A 16322-nucleotide genomic window follows, 5' to 3' on the forward strand; every position below is an offset into this window, starting at 1 on the left:
CTGTCAGCCGACGTCCCGAAGGGTGCTTCGCTCGGGGCAGGGAGGCGGCCGATGGGGGCGGCGCGCATGGCGGGAATCCCGGGACGCTCCTGGCAGTCGCTGGCCGGCGGAGGACGCGCCGGTGTCCGAGATTGGACCCCGGGGCGTCTCCGGCCGTGCTCGGGCGGGCACCCGCCTTCGTGACAAGAGGCTGACACGCCGGCGGCAGGCCGCTTGGTCCGAGACGTCGATGACGGGGGAGGCCATCACGCGGCCTCATAGGCCTCATCTGCGGCAGCCAGCCGCGCGGCGATCCGGGCGACATGCGCGCCCTGGAAGCGTGCACCGGCAAGGTCCGTCTCGGTGGGCGCGCGCGCGCCATCGGCCCCCGCGATCGTCCCCGCGCCATAAGGCGCGCCGCCGACGATCTCCTCGGCTGTGGTCTGTCCGGCGAAACTGTAGGGCATGCCCGCGATCAGCATCCCGAAGTGCAGCAGCGGGATCTGGGTCGAGAGCAGCGTCGCCTCGTGCCCGCCATGTTGGGACCCCGTGGAGGCGAAGACGGCGGCGACCTTCCCCACCAGCGCATTGCGCGCCCAGAGGCCGCCGGCTTGGTCGAGAAAGGATTTCATCTGCCCGGCCATCATCCCGAAAAGGGTTGGCGTGCCGAAAAGGATGGCGTCGTAGGCTTCCAGGTCCGCAGGGCTTGCGACGGGGGTCTCGTCGGCGATGAACCCGGCCTTCCGCCGGATCGCCTCGGGGACGGTCTCCGGTACGCGGCGCAGGTCGACATGGGTGCCGGGTACGCTGCGGGCGCCCTCGGCCTCGGCCTCGGCGAGCGCGCGGACATGGCCGTAGCTGGAATAATAGAGAACGAGAACGCGGGTCATGAGATCCTCCGGGGGCTTGGGACTTCCTTGCCCGTGAGGATCGGGGATGAGCCGGGCGGGAATAATCGCCCGGCTGTCACTTCAGTCTTCAGGCCGGTTGAACAATGTCAGCGCTGGAGCGCGGCCCGAAGGTGGTCGAGAAAGGCGGTGACCTTTGCGTCCATGCCCAGCCGTGAGGCCGTGACGGCGAAGATCTCCGGCGCGGGAAGTTCCCAGTCCGGGAGGACGCGGACCAGATCGCCGCGCGCCTCGGGCAGGTTGGAGACGAAGTCGGGCAGGGTGCCGATGCCCTGGCCCGCGACAAGGAGGTCGCGCAGCACGAGGCTATTGCCCACGCGCACGGCCGGATCGAGGTCGATGGCGGCGCGGCTGCCGGAGGGGCCGTGCAGCGCCCAGGACGTCAGATGTTCGGCAAGCAGGAAGCCGACGACCTTGTGCTTCGGTATGTCCTCGGGGCCGTGCGGGACGCCGGCACGGTCCAGATAGGCCGGCGACGCGAAGATCCGTTGCCGCATGGTGCCGAGCTTGCGGGCCACCAGCGCCGAGTCCGGCATCGCGGCCCGGATGCGGATGGAGACATCGAACCCGCCCTCCACCATGTCCACGACGCGGTCATCCATCGAGAGCGTGAGACGCAAATCGGGATGGGCCGACAGGAACTGCGGCAGGATGGGCGCAATGACTGTCTGTCCGAACGAACTGGAGGCGTTGACCTTCAGGTGTCCCCTGACCGCTCCGGCCCCGTCACGGATGCGGGTCTCGACCAGGGTCACGGCGTCGAGGATCCCGCTCGCCTCGTCATAATAGAGCCGGCCGGCATCGGTCAGTGACATCGAACGTGTCGTGCGCGTGAGAAGCGTCGTCCCGAGACTTTCCTCGAGTAGCTTGATCTCACGGCTCAGAAGCGCGGGCGAGACGCCGAGATCCTCCGCCGCCCGCGCGAAACTGCCGCGCTCGACGATGCGGCGGAAGGCTTGCATGACGGAAAGTTTGTCCATCTCGGGCGGGCCTCTGTCGGGTCGGGCGGCGATCCGAAGAAAGGCATCGCCTTTCTCCGATAACATGGTTTCTGAGGGGTGCGAACGGCTTGGGCAACAGCCCGCTTTGCTGGCGGAGGCAAGGAGGGAACCGGCAAGGCGACACTCAGCCGCGCTCGGCGATGCCTGGAGCCCCACTCGGCGGCTGGTTTGGGCCGATGCCAGTGCGGCGGTCCGCGCGCGCGATCTCCGCGGGGCGTGGATCAGGTGCCAGAGACCCGATCCAAGGGGCACGGCCCCAGCGGGGACGGAGGGAGATCGCCGCCGGACGCCGGGCTCTGGGTGTCAGGGCGCCCGGCAGCGCGCTCCCCACCCCCGGCCGCTGCAAAAGCCAGGCGAGGGCGGCATGGGACTTCGGCCGACCATGCGCGGCCGAGATCTCCTGCACTGCGGTCAGGATGCGGCATATCCGGTCGGTGTGGCCCAGGTCGTATGCCTCGACCCCGCGGGCGGGATTTTCGCCCAGCCGCGTCGCGCCCTCGGGCGCGCGCCGTCCGTATACTTGCCGGTGAGCCAGCCCTTGCCGAGGGGCGACCAGTGCATGAGCGAACTGTCCGCGTCGAGACAACAGGACGCGATCGCGGTCTCGATCCCCCCGGTCGAGGAGGTTGGATCGCGGTTGCAGTGTGACCGGCCGCGGGAGGTTCCGAACCTCCGCCGTCGAGACGATCTTCTGGAACTGCCAGGCGATGACGTTGGACCAGCCGACCTGATGGATCACCCCGCGCGCGACGAGCTTGGCAAGCGTCTCCAGAGTCTCTTCCACCGGCGTGTCCTGGTCCCTGCCGTGGACGAATTAGAGATCGATCGCCTCGACCCTCAGGCGCGCGCGGCTGCGCTCGGCGGCGATCCGCAGGCCCCGGCGAGAGGCGCCCGTGCTGCCGGGCGGCGGGCCGAAGCGGCCCTCGGTGGCGATAATCCGGTCGTCATGGCCTCCGCGCCTCTCGAGCCAGCGGCCGATCATGCGCTCCGATCGCGCCCGTGGCATGGAGGCCGGCGCTGTCGAGGAAGGAGATGCCGGCGGTGCTAAACAGGTCGAGCTGGGAATGGGTCGCCTCCCAGCATCGCGGTCGGCATGCCGGGCTTCGTTTCAGCGGCCATCGGCGCCTCCTTGTCGGTTCGGGCGTGTCGAGTCGGGCGATACCGAGGAAGGAAGGTCGGTGCAGGGCAGGCATATGCCGCATGTCCCCCGAAGGGCGTCCCAAGGCGCGAGGCCTGCGGGGCCGATGCGCTGGCCGAAGGAAAGGGCTGCGGGGAGAGGCTGGGCCGTGTCAGCCGTCCACCGCGCGCCGGATCTGCAGAAACGACGCGACGGCGGCGGACGCGGCCGTCATCCTCGGAAAGAGGCGGCTGCGCGTTCACGGGGGTGCCGGTCTAACGGGGGGATGTGATCGCGATACCAGGGGCCGGAAGGCGGGAGCTTATTATGCCCGTGCCCTCATCCAAAGCGACCGTGAGCCAGTGCCAGGGAGCCGCGTCGATCCGGCTGGCTTCGCCGATCCGGAGGTCGTCCTCTGTCGCGGCGTCGACACCGATTTGGGGCTTGCGGTCCGGCGCAACCGTCTCCCGAAGGCCGGCGGGCGCCTCGTCATCGGCCGGATCACCAACCTGCTAGACGGACTGCGCGCGACCGATCCTTCGAGACCGGTCGGCACCCTCTGTCACCCGTCTTGGACGCGAACCTTCGGCACGGCTCTCTCGGCGGGGACGATCCGCCCCTCGTCATCGACGAGCGCAACCCGCAAGCCGCGCCCCGTCTCCTGATCCACGATTTCGATCGGCCCAAGCGCCCCGAGGACGTGAGCTTCGCTCCAATGGGTCAAGGCGATGAAGGTCAGCGCTAGGTTCCGGCCTTTCTCCGTCAGGGAATAGCCGAACCGCTGTCGATCGCCGGCTTCACGGTAGGGGCGCTTCTCCAGGAGCCCGCGCGCCACGAGTTTGGCGAGCCGGTCCGTGAGGACCGAGCGCGGGATCCCGAGGTCTTCGCGGATATCGTCGTAGCGCATCACCCCGAAGAACGCCTCCCGAAGGATCAGCAGCGACCAACGGTCGCCGATTTCCTCCGTAGCCTGCGCCAGCGCGCAGTCCGCGCGGGGGACGGGGGCGCGGCGGCGAACGGTGCTCGATGATTCTGGGTTTGACATGCGAACCCAGATAGCTCAGCCTGCACTGAGTTCAAAATACGAACTCAGAATCTTCCTGCATGCCTTCCTGCGTGCCGACCAACTGAAAAGGAGCTCCCATGTCCTTCAGATCCTCCCGCCTGTTGCGCCTCGCGCTCGCCTTCAATCTCGCTTTCTCAACGCTGTGCGGCCTCTCGGTGCTAGTTTTGGGGCCCGCCGCGGTCGGCGCGGCGCTCGGGCCGTTTCCGGGCTGGTTCATGGCAGGCCTCGGGATTGGCCTGTTGGGCTTCGCGGCGCTGATCGGGTTTGCGCTGTGGCGGCTTCGCGTCGGGTTGGCGCTGCTGATCTCGGGGCTGGACGTGCTCTGGGTGATCGGGACGCTTCCGATGGCCATCGTCCCAGGCTTCCTGACAAGCCAGGGACAGCTCGTCGTCGCGGGCGTGGCCGCCGTGGTCGGTCTGGCCTGCATCCTGCAGCTCGCCGGCATTCGGGCGTTGCTGCGCGATCCCAAAGGCGCGCCGAACACGTTCAAGCACTGCGTCCGGCTGACGAGCGGTGCCGACCCCGACACGCTCTGGCCGGTCATCCGCGACCTGGGTTCGATTGCGCGCTACGGTACGGGGCTGAAGTCGTCCCGTCTCGAAGGGGCCGAGGAGCCGGCGCCCGGCGCGGTGCGCGTCTGCACCAATCATAACGATCAGAGCTGGGCGGAAGAGGTCGTGTCCCTCGACGACGCCACGCGCTCTTTCGTGCTCCGGTTTCGGGCCGAAGCCGAGGACTTCCCGTTTCCCTTTGCCGCGATGACGGGCGGTTGGTCGGTCAGCCCGGCCCCCGAAGGCTCTGTCGTGGACATCTGGTGGACCGTCCGGCCGAAGCATCGTCACCTCGGATGGCTGCTCCTGGCCGTTGCGACGATCCCCCTCGACCGGGACATCCGGCATCTCGTCGCGGCCATGGAGGCGGGCGGTGCGTCCACATCCCGCACCGCGGCCGTCTCTCTGCCCGCCTTTGCCTACTGCTGATGCGACGGATCGCTCTCGCCATCGCGGGCCTTGTTCTGCTCCTGCCTGCCGGCGGTGCCCTCTTGCAGGGCGCAGCCTCCGCCCTCGATAGGTCCAGGCTACCGCCGCCCGGAGAGATCGTCACCGCGGGCGGCGCTGGTCTCCACGTCTATTGCAGCGGCCCCCCGGAGGCGCCGCCGGTTTTTCTCGAGACCGGCATGGGCGTGGTGTCCGATGCCTGGGTCCGGGTGCAGGATGACCTCTCCGAGGATCATCGCGTCTGCCGCTACGACCGCGCGGGCACCGGACATAGCGCGCGGTTCGATGGCCCGAAGGATGCCGGTGCCACGGCCGACCGCCTCGCGGCCCTGGCCCAGGCGGTGGGCGTCGAGCGTCCGATGGTCCTGGTCGGCCATTCCTACGGCGGGCTCGTGGCGCGGGTCTTTGCCCACCGTTATCCCGAGCGCGTGGCTGGTCTCGTGCTCGTGGACTCGTCGCACGAGGAGATGGGCGAACGACTGCCGCCGGCTGGCCGCGACATGGTCGACGACATCCTGAGCGCCTTTGGAAAGCTCAGCATCGCGAACCGGTTCGGCGTGCTGCGGATCACAGGGGCGCCGGGCCTCTGGATGGCGGGATTGGAGGACGCCGCCCGCGACCGTGCCGCCGCCGTCTATGCCAGCGTGGCGCACATGGCCGCGGCGGCCGAAGAGGCCGCCGCCTGGCGCGATGGGGCGTCAACGGGGTTGGCGCGGGACATCGAGACCTTGGGGAACCTGCCGATGCGCGTCCTCGTGGCCGACGAGTATCCCGATGGGCTGGTCGAGTCCTGGATCGCACTGCAACGCGACCTCGCAGGATTGTCGGCGCAGAGCCGGCTGACGGTGGTGTCCGGTGCGGACCACTACGGACTGGTCCAGAACCCGGAGCATGCCGCGCGGGTGGCCGGGGAAATTCGTGCCCTCTGGCAGTCGGTTGGCCCGGAATAGGAGAGCGCCTGTCACCCCGATCCCACGTCCCGAGCGTGCGACACCAGCCGCGCCTGCCCGCAGGGACGGGCCGATGACGACGGGACGGCCGCGACCGCGAGGGCCGCCGGGTCGCCGCCCCGAACCTGTGGCGGGATCGGACGCATCGCCGCCGAGGCGTTGAGCGACGCATGGAAGAGAGGCGCCGGGATGAGCGATCCGCCGCTCGTTCGATGAAGCCGCGCATGGACGACACTGGACGCGACGATCCGCACGGCGAAGAGGCCCTGCGAAATGACCCCGTGGAAATCTCCAGGCAGGCGGGACAGCGGCCTGTGCCACAGCGGCCAGGCGGTCCGGTAGATGCCGGAGGCGAGGCCGAGAAGAGCCCCTGTCCGCGGCCTCGGGGTCGAAGCGCTCATGCGCGCGGCCCATCATCGTTTCCAACCGGCCCAAGTCTGATCCGGATCAAGGCGATTGGCGGCCAAGTCTCTAGCGTGTCGGCGGAACCGAGCGCTCGCGAGTTTCAAGCGGAGCTCCGGCGCCGGCATCCGTCCGGCCGCGCCAGGGCGATGCAAGCGGGGCGCACTCTGCAAAGACGGGATATGCGAATGATATTTGTTTGGCTGTTGGCTGCCATCGGCGTTGCTCTTGGCGGACTATTCCTGTGGCGGCAGCTCGATCACCGCGCCGACCGCGCGGAGATGGACCGGCTGATCGCGTCCCAACCGGTCGAGCCGGCCCGTTTCGCATCCGACATGGTCGCCGATCTGCCCGAACCCGCGCGCCGGTTCTTCACGTTCGCGATTGCCGAGGGGACGCCGCTTTACACCGTTTCCCGGCTGGAGATGGAGGGGCAGTTCGGGATGGGCGACAAGGCCACGCCGGGCTACATGCCGATGACCGCGACGCAGGTGCTGGCCGCGCCGCACGGCTTCGTCTGGGCGATGTCGGGGGGCGCCGGCGCGATGCGCATGGGCGGTTCGGACAGCGGCTCGTGGACCCGCTTCTGGCTCTCCGGTCTCGTGCCCGTCGCCCGGTTCGGCGGCGATCCCGATCACAGGCGCTCGGCTTTCGGCCGCTACGTCGCCGAGGCCGTGTTCTGGACGCCCGCCGCCGTGCTTCCTGGCCCGAACGTGACCTGGGAGCCGGCGTCCGAGACCACCGCCCGCATGATCATGCGCCATCAGGGTCTTGAACAGGCGGTAGAGGTCACGGTGGCGGAGAATGGCCAGCCGCGTCATGTCGCCTTCCAGCGCTGGAGCGATGCCAACCCGGAGAAGCTGCACCGACTCCAGCCTTTCGGTGGCTATCTCTCCGAGTTCCGCGAGGTCGACGGCTTCCGCCTGCCCACCCATGTAGAGGCAGGCAACCATTTCGATACGGACGACTATTTCCCGTTCTTTATCGCCGACGTGACAGAGATTTCTTTCCCGCGGAGGGACCGATGACCGCCACGATACTCCTTTTCCAGATCACGCTTCCGCTGGCACTGCTCGGCTGGATTTTCTTCCTGCCCTCCGGCTCCGCCATGGGGCTTGCCCTGCAAATCGCCGGGGTGGGGGCGTTCCTCTTCGCGCTTGCGCGCGTCGCGCAATGGGCGCTGCCTGTCTGGTGGCTGCCTTGGGTCTACGGCGCGCTGTGGCTGGTCGGCGCGGTGATGCTGGTCGCATTCCGCCCGGGACTGGCCGGTCTGTCGGTTTGGCCCTCCGGCTGGGGCTGGCTTTCGGCGGCCCTCGGTGGAGCGCTCCTGGCGGCGGGGCTTTGGTTCGGGGCGCAGGCGCTCAGCGGGCGGTCGTCGCCGCCGGTGGAAGTGGTGGAGATCGGTACTCCCTTCGCACGGGGGCAATTCCTCGTGGCAAGCGGCGGCTCGCACCCGATCGTCAACGCCCATATGCGCACGCTCGATGAGAGTGTGGCGCGGTTCCGGCCCTGGCGTGGTCAGTCCTATGCCGTGGATTTCTTCGGCCTTGGCCCCTGGGGCCTGCGCGCGCAGGGCTGGCGCCCCGCAGAGCCCGAGGCTTACGCCATCTTCGGCGCGCCGCTCGTGGCTCCGTGCGCAGGCACCGTGGTGGCCGCCGAGGGCGACCGGCCCGATTTCGACGTGCCGCAGGAGGACCCGGTAAACCGCCTCGGCAATCACATCATCCTCCGCTGCGGCACGGCCGAGATCGTGCTGGCCCATATGCGCCAAGGCAGCGTTGCGGTTCGCCCCGGCGACCGGGTCCAGCAGGGGCAGCCCTTGGGGCAGGTCGGCAATTCCGGCGCCTCGACCGAACCGCATCTGCACATTCACGCCCAGCAGCCCGCCGAGGCCGGCGCGCCACTGATCTCCGGCGAGCCGCTGGGCCTGCGCATCGACGGGCGTATCCTCGTGCGGGGGGACCGGATCGGGGGAGCAGATGGGTGAGCCAGGCTGCCGCGATGGGCTGGCGGCGCGCGCTCCTCGGGGTTGCGGTCGCGCCGCACGATCTCGAAGACGTCCTCCGCTTCGAGGCGTGGCGGACCATCGGGAGGCCACGGCCCCCGTCGAGCGGGCGGTCTTCGCGGTCGCGGTCTTTCTGCCGACGGCGACGGTCGCGGCCTGCCTCGCCGCAGCGGCGAGGGAACGGAGGCATTGGGCCTGGAACTGGATCGCGGCGATCGTCGCGGGCGGGCGTCTGGTCAATGCGGTGGGCCAGGCCGGGCAATCCCTCATTACGGGGGGGTGGTCCCGGACGGCGATATTGGGATCGTCCTCATGGCGCCGGGGGTCGCCTGGGCTCTGGCCGGGGGCGACGCCAAGCCGGGGCGGCTGATCGGGCGGCCCGGGCGCGGGGCGCATCGGGCAAGCGCGCCAGTCCGGCTCTCCGCCGGATTCACGTTTCCAAGAGTCCCGAGCCGTCGCACCTCCCCTCGCATCGAGGACTGGCGCGGCAGGCGTGATCGCATGACAGGCCGGCATGCTCCCGTCGCGCGCCCATCCGACTGGCCCAGAAGATGAGGACGACCGACCGCGCGCCGTCGAGGCCCGGATGTGATACCGACACGGGGACCGCCGGCTTGGCAGACCCTTTCACTCCGCGTTCGGGTGAGGCGGTGGCCTCCAACGCGGACCCTCAGGGCGCTCTCGACTCTTCTTGCCCCGCTCGGGAGCGGCCATCGCTCAATCTCCGTCGCCGCGTTCCAGGACGGCCCTCAGAGATCCTCCAGGATGCCCGATGCCTTCATGTCCGCCGCGGCGAACTCGATCAACGCGCGCACCTTGCGGGGAAGCGCCCGGCCCTCGAGGTAAACCGTGCCGATTTCTCCGGACTCTGTCCCGTAATTCGGCAGGAGGGCGACGAGCTCTCCGGCGTCCAGAGACCCGGCGAGCGCGAAGCGGGGCACATAGGCGAGCCCCATCCCTTCCTGAGCGAGCGCCACGGCCGCGCGCGCGGAATTGACGAAGATCCGCCCCGAGACGTTGGCGATCACCTCTTCGCCGCCCTGCTTGAAAACCCATCTGCGCGGATTGCGCCGGTTGGTGTCGACGATACAGGCATGCCGCTCGATGTCCTGCGGCGTGGCGGGCGTTCCATGGGCGGCGAGATAATCCGTGCTCGCCACCAGCGTGCTGCAAAAGCGCCCGATCCTGCGAACCTTGAGCGAGGCCTGATCGAAGCGCCCGAGGCGAAAGGCGAGGTCCAGGCCCTCGGCGGCGAGGTCGAGATACCGGTCGTTGAGGCGCAGATCGACCGCGATGGACGGATGCGCCCTCCCGAACCTTGCCAGCATGCCCACGACGTAGACCTCTCCGAAGGTCATCGGCGCGGACAGGCGCAGGGTCCCCGAGAGCCCCTTCGAGCCTTCGGCGACCTCGCCGAGCATGGCGTCGAATTCATCCAGGAGCGCCGGCGCCCGCGCGAGCAGGTCTTCGCCCGCCGGCGTCAGGCCGACTTGTCGTGTGGTCCGTTGAAGCAGCCGCACGCCGAGACGGGCTTCCAGCCCGGCGACATATTTCGACGTCAGCCTGTTGGAGATACCCATCTGATCCGCGGCGGCCGTGAAGGAGCCGGTCTGTGCAGTGGCGACGAAGGCGCGGAGCTGGTCGAGGCGGTCCATGGCAACATTGCGAACGATATGGGGATAGTCATTCACCACAATCGTCATTTCGTTGATGGTGTGCAAGGCGTAGCCATCGGCCATCCGAAACACGTCGCCCCGTGGAAACCTCCCGGGTGGACCGACCAGACCCAAGCAGGGGACCGATATGTCCAAGACTTCCGCAGCCGCCAACGCCGATACCGCCGCGTTCGTTCTTCGCGTCACCAGCGGCGTGGCCTTTCTCGCCCATGGCTGGATGAAGGTGAGCCTCTTCACCGTTCCCGGCACCGTGGCCTATTTCGAAAGCCTCGGCTTGCCCGGGATCTTCGCCTATCTAACGATCCTCGGCGAGCTGGGCGGCGGCCTCGCGCTGATCCTCGGCATCGGTGTCCGCGCCGTCTCGGTTCCGCTGCTGGCGATCCTGCTCGGCTCGGTCTGGGCACATTCGGGCTTTGGCTGGACGTTCTCGAACGAGGGCGGCGGCTGGGAGTTCCCGCTGTTCTGGGCGGTGGTGCAGGGCGTGATCCTGTTGCTCGGCGCCGGGGCTTATGCGCTGCACCTGCCCATGCTCGACCGCACCCTGGGCAAGTTCGCCTGATCCTTCGGCCCCCGCCGGATCGCCGCAGGGCGGTCCGGCCTGACCCGGGAGACCCCTCATGCACACGCACAGCCTTCAGGACCTTCGCGACCGCTTCGCGCCCTCCGACCGGCTTCCGGTCGTGTTTCTGGGCCATGGCAGCCCGATGAACGTGATCGAGGACAACGCCTATAGCCGCGCCTGGTCCGAGCTGGGCCGGAGCCTCCCCCGTCCCAAGGCTATTCTGGTTGTCTCGGCGCATTGGATGACCCGAGGCACGACGCTCGTCGACGTGTCGGAAATGCCGCGCACGATCCACGATTTCTACGGCTTCCCGCAGGCCTTGTTCGATCAGCGTTACCCTGCTGCCGGTCAGCCGGAGCTCGCACGCGAGGTCGTCGCACTGCTCCGAAGCCACCGGGCGCAGGAGGATGACCGCTGGGGCCTCGATCATGGCGCCTGGGCCGTGCTGAAGTTTCTCTACCCCGACGCCGATGTGCCGGTCTTCCAGGTCTCGATCGACATGGGCCGAGGGCTCGCGCATCAACTCGAAATCGGTCGCAGCCTGTCGGAGCTGCGCGAACGTGGCGTGCTGATCCTCGGGTCCGGCAACGTCGTGCACAACTTGCGCGCCATGCGCCCGGGCGGCGCGCCGCTGGACTTCGCGCTGGAGTTCGACGCGCGCTTTGCCGACCGGCTGGCGGCCCGCGACTTCGCCGCGCTGGCGGATGCGGACGGGCTGGGGACGCTGCTGCATGCGGCGCATCCGACGGTGGATCACTACATGCCCGCGCTCGCCATCGCGGGGGCCTCGGACGAGCGCGACGGCCTGACCTTCATGACCGATGCGATCGATCTCGGAGCCGTGTCGATGCGGTCCTTCGTCTTTCACGCACAGTGAGGAGAGCGGACCATGCTTGTCGATGGAAAATGGGTGGCGAAATGGCAGCCGGTTCAGAAGGTCGACGAGGCGGGACGCTTCGTGCGCCAGGTGTCGAGCTTCCGCAACTGGATCACGCCGGACGGCCGGCCTGGCCCGACGGGGGAAGGCGGCTTCGAGGCCGAACCCGGTCGCTACCGGCTCTATGTCGCGCTGATCTGCCCTTGGGCCTCGCGGACGTTGATCGCCCGCAAGCTCAAGGGACTCGAATACATCATCGCGGTCACCGTGCTGAACCCGAGCCTGACCCACCAGGGCTGGCAATTCGGCGGCTTTTCCGGCACCGACGCGGACCCGCTCTTTGGGGCGCGCTACATGCACGAGATCTACACCCGCGCCGATCCGCAGGTCACCGGGCGCGCGACCGTGCCGGTGCTGTGGGACATGAAGCGCGACGTGATGGTGAACAACGAAAGCGCCGACATCCTGCGGATGCTGGACACGGCTTTCGAGCATCTCGCGCCGTCCGATCTGCGACTCTATCCCGCGTCGCGCGCCACGGAGATCGACGCGTTCAACCAGCGTATCTACGATCTGCTCAACAACGGGGTCTACAAGGCCGGTTTCGCGACCTCGCAGGCGGCCTATGACGAGGCGATGGACGGCATCTTCGGCATGCTCGACGAGCTCGAAACCGGCCTGACGGGGGATTTCCTGCTCGGTGACAGGCTGACGGAGACCGATATCCGAGCCTTCGTCACGCTGATCCGGTTCGACGCGGCCTATCACGGGTTCTTCAAGACCAACCGAAAGCAGATCCGCGACTACCCGCGCTTGTCGGCTTATCTCGCGCGTTTGCTGAACCTCCCCGGCATCCGCGAGACCGTGGACATGGATCACATCCTGCACGGCTATTATTCGATGAAGGCGCTCAATCCATTAGGAGTCGTCCCGCAGGCTCCGGCGCATGTCGCGGCTATGCTCCACAGCGGGACGCAGGCCGAGGCGGTCGCAGCCTGGGAGGCACCGGCGGCCGATGCGTCCCGGGCCCGCGCCGGTCGTGACTGACGGCGTGGCGCAGAGGGGCCCGACCCTCCGAAGCTGTGTCAGCCTGCCGGCCATGAGACCGGCGCGGCGCGGATCTTCCGACGCGCCGCCGCCCCTCTGTGCATAGCCGCACAAACGCCAGATATTCGTCGCCCATACACAGACGCTGCACGCTGCGCCATGTCTGGCTGGAGACCAGGAGCAGCCCATGACGTTCAGACCCGTATCCGCTACCAGCACGGCCCAGCCCACCATGGAGGGGGCCGGGGTCCATCTGCATCGTGTCTTCGGCTTCGGCGACCCCTCGCTGACCGACCCGTTCCTGATGATGGACGACTTCCGGAACGACGATCCGCGTCTTTATTCGAGCGGCTTCCCCTGGCATCCGCATCGCGGGATCGAGACGATCACCTATGTGCTGGAAGGCCAGGTCGAACATGCCGACTCCCTGGGAAATCGCGGCCTGCTCGGTGCGGGCAGCGTCCAATGGATGACGGCCGGGTCGGGGATCGTCCACCAGGAAATGCCGGCAGGCAACGCCCAAGGACAGATGCACGGGTTTCAGTTGTGGGCCAATTTGCCGTCCTCGCTCAAGATGACGGCGCCCCGCTATCAGGACGTGTCGAGCAGCGACATCCCGGTCGAGATCGACGATGACGGAACGATCGTGAAGGTCATCATCGGGTCGTTCTGGGGCAAGACGGGCCCGGTGGACGGCATCGCGGCGAACCCGATGCTGCTGGACGTCTCCGTCCCCGCGGGCCGGCGCAAGGTGCTGCCCGTGGACACGCGGGCAAACGCGCTGGCCTATGTTTTCGCGGGGGCAGGCACCTTCCGGGATGCGAGCGACCCCGTCGGCATCCGCGTCGAGAAGGAATTCCGCGGCACCGAGCTCAACATCCGCGACATGACGGGAAACCGGACCCTGGTGCGCTTCGGATCGGGCGATGAGATCACCGTTCAGGCCGGAGACGAGGGCATCCGCTTTCTTCTGATGACCGGCCGGCCGATCCAGGAACCCGTCGCGTGGCATGGGCCTATCGTGATGAACACGCAGGAAGAACTGCGGCAGGCGATGCGCGAGTTGCGGAACGGAACTTTCATCAAGACCGCCTGAAGGGATCGGGCATCCAGTCGACGGGCGACACCGTCAGGGACCAGACAGGGAGAGGGAATCGCACCGCCAAAGATCGCAGTCGTCCTTTATTCCACCTCTGGCACGAACCACGCGGTTGCGCTCACGGCAGCGGAGGCGGCGCGCGAGGCCGGCGCGGAGGTGCGGCTGGTGCGCATCCCGGAAACGGCTCCGAAAGAGGTCGTGGACGGTCAGGAGCCGTGGAAGGCCCAACTGGAGAAGATGGCGGACATTCCCGAAGCGACGGCCGACGACATGGAGTGGGCCGACGGCTACTTCTTCTCCGCGCCCACGCGTTTCAGTGTCGTCGCGAGCCAGATGCGGGCCTTCATCGATACGCTGGGCGGGCTGTGGTCCAACGGCAAGCTGGCCAACAAGACCTTCACCGCCACCACCAGCGCCCAGAACCCCCATGGCGGCCAGGAGACCACGCTTCTGGGCCTCTACACGACCGCGATGCATTGGGGCGCGGTGATCGTCGTCCCCGGCTATACGGATCAGTCCATTTTCGACGCCAGCGGCAACCCCTACGGCTACTCGGCCAATGCCAATGGCTATGACGAGGCGGGCAAGGCGGCGGTTGCCCATCAGGCCAAGCGGCTTGTGGAGATGGCGGCGAAGATCGCTAGCTGATCCTTGGCCCGCACGCTCAGCGGCGCGCAGGGCAATCGCCGCGCCGGGGGGCATCCAGATCGACGGCGCAAGGGTCTCCGCGGGGCGACAGACGCGGCGAGGGGCTCCGCGACGGCATCGGTCCGACCGGCGGAGGCCCTGTCGCGCCGATCGGGCGATGGCCGAGGGGGGCCGCCTCTCGGGGCGGACCCGTCCCGCGGCCTTCGCGGCCGGGATGCCGAACGCGGTCGCGCCGTGCCAGCGGCTTCACAGAGGGCCGCGTCGGCTCGACGCGGACTCCGTCGGCGGTTTGCGCGCCCGGCCCGCCCTGTCAGCGCGGTACGGCGCGACGATCATGGCCAAGACCGCCCCCGCAGGGGTGTGCCTTGGCGCCACCCGGAGGACATCGATCGCTTGGTCAGAGACGGCCTCACACCGGAGCGGGTTGAACGGCCAAAGGGGCACGCCCCGGGGACCAGATCGTGGGAGAGCGCCCTGTCGAGGCCCGCGCTCCGTCAGCCGCGCAAGAAGGCCGTGAGGTTGGGTCCGAGGGCGTCGCTGAGATACCCGCCCTCCTGCACGAACAGAAGCGGCAGGCCCGTCGCTTTCAGACGCTGGCCGATCCGATGGAACCCGTCTTGCGTCACGGCGAAGCCCTTGAACGGATCGTCGATGGACGCATCGAGCCCCAGGGCCACCACCAGGCAATCGGTGCCGAAGGACTCCACCGCGGCCAAGGCCGTCTCCATCGCCTTGAGAAAGCTGTCGTCGTCGGTGCCGCGCGGCAGGGGCAGGTTGAGGTTCGCCCCGAGCCCCGCCTCTTCGCCACGCTCATGGGCATGGCCCCAGAAGAACGGGTAGAACCGCGCGGGATCCGCGTGGATCGAGACGGTCAGCACGTCGCCGCGGCGGTAGAATATCCCTTGCGTGCCGTTGCCGTGATGCACGTCGATATCCAGGATCGCCGGCCGTAGGCCCTCGGCGCGTAGGCGCTCGGCGGCGATGGCGGAGTTGTTGAGAAAGCAGAAGCCCCCGGCCAGATCGGCGAAGGCGTGATGTCCCGGCGGACGGCAGAGCGCATAGACCCCGGTCTCTCCTGCAGCAACGAGATCGGCGCCGGTGATGGCCGTCTGAGCGGACCAGTAGGCGCTTTCCCAAGTGTGCTCGGCTATGGGGCAGGCGGTGTCGCCCTGGTGCCATCCCGCCTGACCGATGGCCGATTTGGGATAACTGTCGGTGCGGCTGGCCGGGTGGATGTTGGGGATGACCTCGGGCGCGGCCCCCTCGATCCGCTGCCAGCGGGGATAGATCGTGCGCAGGAAGGTTAGGTATTCGGCGCTATGCACCGCCGCGATCGGGCCCATCCCGGCATCGGAAGGCGCTTCGAAGCGGTAGCCCGCGGCCTCCGCCGCCGCCCGGAGCACGTCGATCCGCGCCGGCTGTTCTGGGCTGCGGGACACGACCCCGTTGGCCATGAAATTCTGCGGGTCGTGGCGCGTCTGGCGCGTGTCGAGGATTGCCTTCATGGGGAGCTCCGCAAGCTGTCGAGGGCCGGTCCGGGCAGGACCAGCGTCGTTTCTCCGGTCACGCTCTCGAAGCCGAGCGCATCGTAGAAGGCGCGGGCCGGCTCGTTGTGGTCGTGCACGATGAGGCGCAGGAACCCCGCGCCCCAGAGATCTGCCGCCTCATCGGCCGCCGCGCGCAAAAGCGCCCGTCCGAGGCCGCGGCCGCGCGCCTCCGGCGCGACCCAGAGATCGGACACGAAGAGACCGGCCGCCCCGCGGGCCGTCGAAAAGACCGGCGAGAAGAGCGTGACGCCATGGGCCGCCTCTCCGGCGGTCGCAATGCAGGCCACGGCGCTGGGCCTCGGTCCGAAAAGCGCCCGTTCCAGCATCGCGCGGTCGGCGCGGTGGGGGTCGCCGATATCCTCGGACAGCCGGCGCAGCGCCGCGTCGAGCAGGGCGAGATCCCGCGGCTCCGCCTGCCGTATGTCGTCCCCGTCACGCAT

General features: G+C 68.5%; 15 protein-coding genes and 1 pseudogene. 9 read left to right on the forward strand and 7 right to left on the reverse strand.

Annotated features, from left to right (window positions below):
- Positions 1-245 precede the first annotated feature (245 nt).
- The 4 genes and pseudogenes from wrbA to DTQ71_RS08480 all read right to left on the reverse strand — a co-directional run bounded on the left by wrbA (position 246) and on the right by DTQ71_RS08480 (position 4050).
- The gene (gene wrbA / locus DTQ71_RS08460) at positions 246-869 is read right to left on the reverse strand and encodes an NAD(P)H:quinone oxidoreductase (RefSeq protein ID WP_109563865.1); all 624 of its coding nucleotides are present in this window, start codon (positions 867-869) and stop codon (positions 246-248) included.
- 107 nt (positions 870-976) lie between these two features.
- Positions 977-1867 (reverse strand): LysR family transcriptional regulator, encoded by an 891-nt coding sequence (locus DTQ71_RS08465; RefSeq protein ID WP_109563866.1) that lies wholly within the window; start codon positions 1865-1867, stop codon positions 977-979.
- Between the two features lie 145 nt (positions 1868-2012).
- A pseudogene (locus DTQ71_RS08470) lies at positions 2013-2894 on the reverse strand (aldo/keto reductase).
- 673 nt (positions 2895-3567) lie between these two features.
- A complete protein-coding gene (locus tag DTQ71_RS08480; RefSeq protein ID WP_245947358.1) occupies positions 3568-4050 on the reverse strand; it encodes a winged helix-turn-helix transcriptional regulator in 483 nt (160 codons plus the stop codon).
- A 98-nt stretch (positions 4051-4148) separates the two neighbouring features.
- Here DTQ71_RS08480 and DTQ71_RS08485 point away from each other — a divergent pair, with 98 nt between their 5' ends.
- The 4 genes from DTQ71_RS08485 (at position 4149) to DTQ71_RS08505 (ending at position 8408) form a co-directional block, all read left to right on the forward strand.
- Entirely contained in the window at positions 4149-5051 is a 903-nt protein-coding gene (locus tag DTQ71_RS08485) for an SRPBCC family protein (RefSeq protein ID WP_109563869.1), read from the forward strand.
- Positions 5051-6019 (forward strand): alpha/beta fold hydrolase, encoded by a 969-nt coding sequence (locus DTQ71_RS08490; RefSeq protein WP_170125369.1) that lies wholly within the window; start codon positions 5051-5053, stop codon positions 6017-6019. Before DTQ71_RS08485 ends, DTQ71_RS08490 begins: the two co-directional genes overlap by 1 nt.
- A gap of 590 nt (positions 6020-6609) precedes the next feature.
- On the forward strand, positions 6610-7449 hold the full coding sequence (locus DTQ71_RS08500) for a DUF6544 family protein (protein ID WP_245947360.1): 840 nt from the start codon (positions 6610-6612) through the stop codon (positions 7447-7449).
- Entirely contained in the window at positions 7446-8408 is a 963-nt protein-coding gene (locus tag DTQ71_RS08505) for a M23 family metallopeptidase (protein WP_109563873.1), read from the forward strand. The genes DTQ71_RS08500 and DTQ71_RS08505 overlap by 4 nt, the downstream gene beginning before the upstream one ends.
- 767 nt (positions 8409-9175) lie before the next feature.
- Here the strand turns inward: DTQ71_RS08505 and DTQ71_RS08515 are convergent.
- The gene (locus DTQ71_RS08515) at positions 9176-10081 is read right to left on the reverse strand and encodes a LysR family transcriptional regulator (protein WP_109564177.1); all 906 of its coding nucleotides are present in this window, start codon (positions 10079-10081) and stop codon (positions 9176-9178) included.
- Between the two features lie 148 nt (positions 10082-10229).
- Here DTQ71_RS08515 and DTQ71_RS08520 point away from each other — a divergent pair, with 148 nt between their 5' ends.
- The 5 genes from DTQ71_RS08520 to DTQ71_RS08540 all read left to right on the forward strand — a co-directional run bounded on the left by DTQ71_RS08520 (position 10230) and on the right by DTQ71_RS08540 (position 14335).
- Complete coding sequence (locus DTQ71_RS08520) at positions 10230-10661, forward strand: DoxX family protein (RefSeq protein ID WP_109563875.1); 432 nt, start codon at positions 10230-10232, stop codon at positions 10659-10661.
- A gap of 58 nt (positions 10662-10719) precedes the next feature.
- Positions 10720-11541: a 4,5-DOPA-extradiol-dioxygenase gene (gene ygiD / locus DTQ71_RS08525; RefSeq protein WP_109563876.1), complete on the forward strand. Its 822-nt coding sequence runs from the start codon at positions 10720-10722 to the stop codon at positions 11539-11541.
- Positions 11542-11553: 12 nt separating this feature from the next.
- A complete protein-coding gene (locus tag DTQ71_RS08530; RefSeq protein WP_109563877.1) occupies positions 11554-12588 on the forward strand; it encodes a glutathione S-transferase family protein in 1035 nt (344 codons plus the stop codon).
- Between the two features lie 187 nt (positions 12589-12775).
- On the forward strand, positions 12776-13684 hold the full coding sequence (locus tag DTQ71_RS08535; RefSeq protein WP_109563878.1) for a pirin family protein: 909 nt from the start codon (positions 12776-12778) through the stop codon (positions 13682-13684).
- 57 nt (positions 13685-13741) lie between these two features.
- Positions 13742-14335, forward strand: coding sequence for an NAD(P)H-dependent oxidoreductase (locus DTQ71_RS08540; protein ID WP_109563879.1), 594 nt, complete (start codon positions 13742-13744; stop codon positions 14333-14335).
- A 494-nt stretch (positions 14336-14829) separates the two neighbouring features.
- Here DTQ71_RS08540 and DTQ71_RS08545 read toward each other — a convergent pair whose 3' ends face one another.
- Entirely contained in the window at positions 14830-15840 is a 1011-nt protein-coding gene (locus tag DTQ71_RS08545) for a histone deacetylase family protein (RefSeq protein WP_109563880.1), read from the reverse strand.
- On the reverse strand, positions 15837-16322 hold the full coding sequence (locus DTQ71_RS08550) for a GNAT family N-acetyltransferase (protein ID WP_109563881.1): 486 nt from the start codon (positions 16320-16322) through the stop codon (positions 15837-15839). Before DTQ71_RS08550 ends, DTQ71_RS08545 begins: the two co-directional genes overlap by 4 nt.

It is taken from the genome of Jannaschia seohaensis (assembly GCF_900116765.1).
In the GTDB taxonomy this organism is placed as follows: domain Bacteria; phylum Pseudomonadota; class Alphaproteobacteria; order Rhodobacterales; family Rhodobacteraceae; genus Jannaschia; species Jannaschia seohaensis.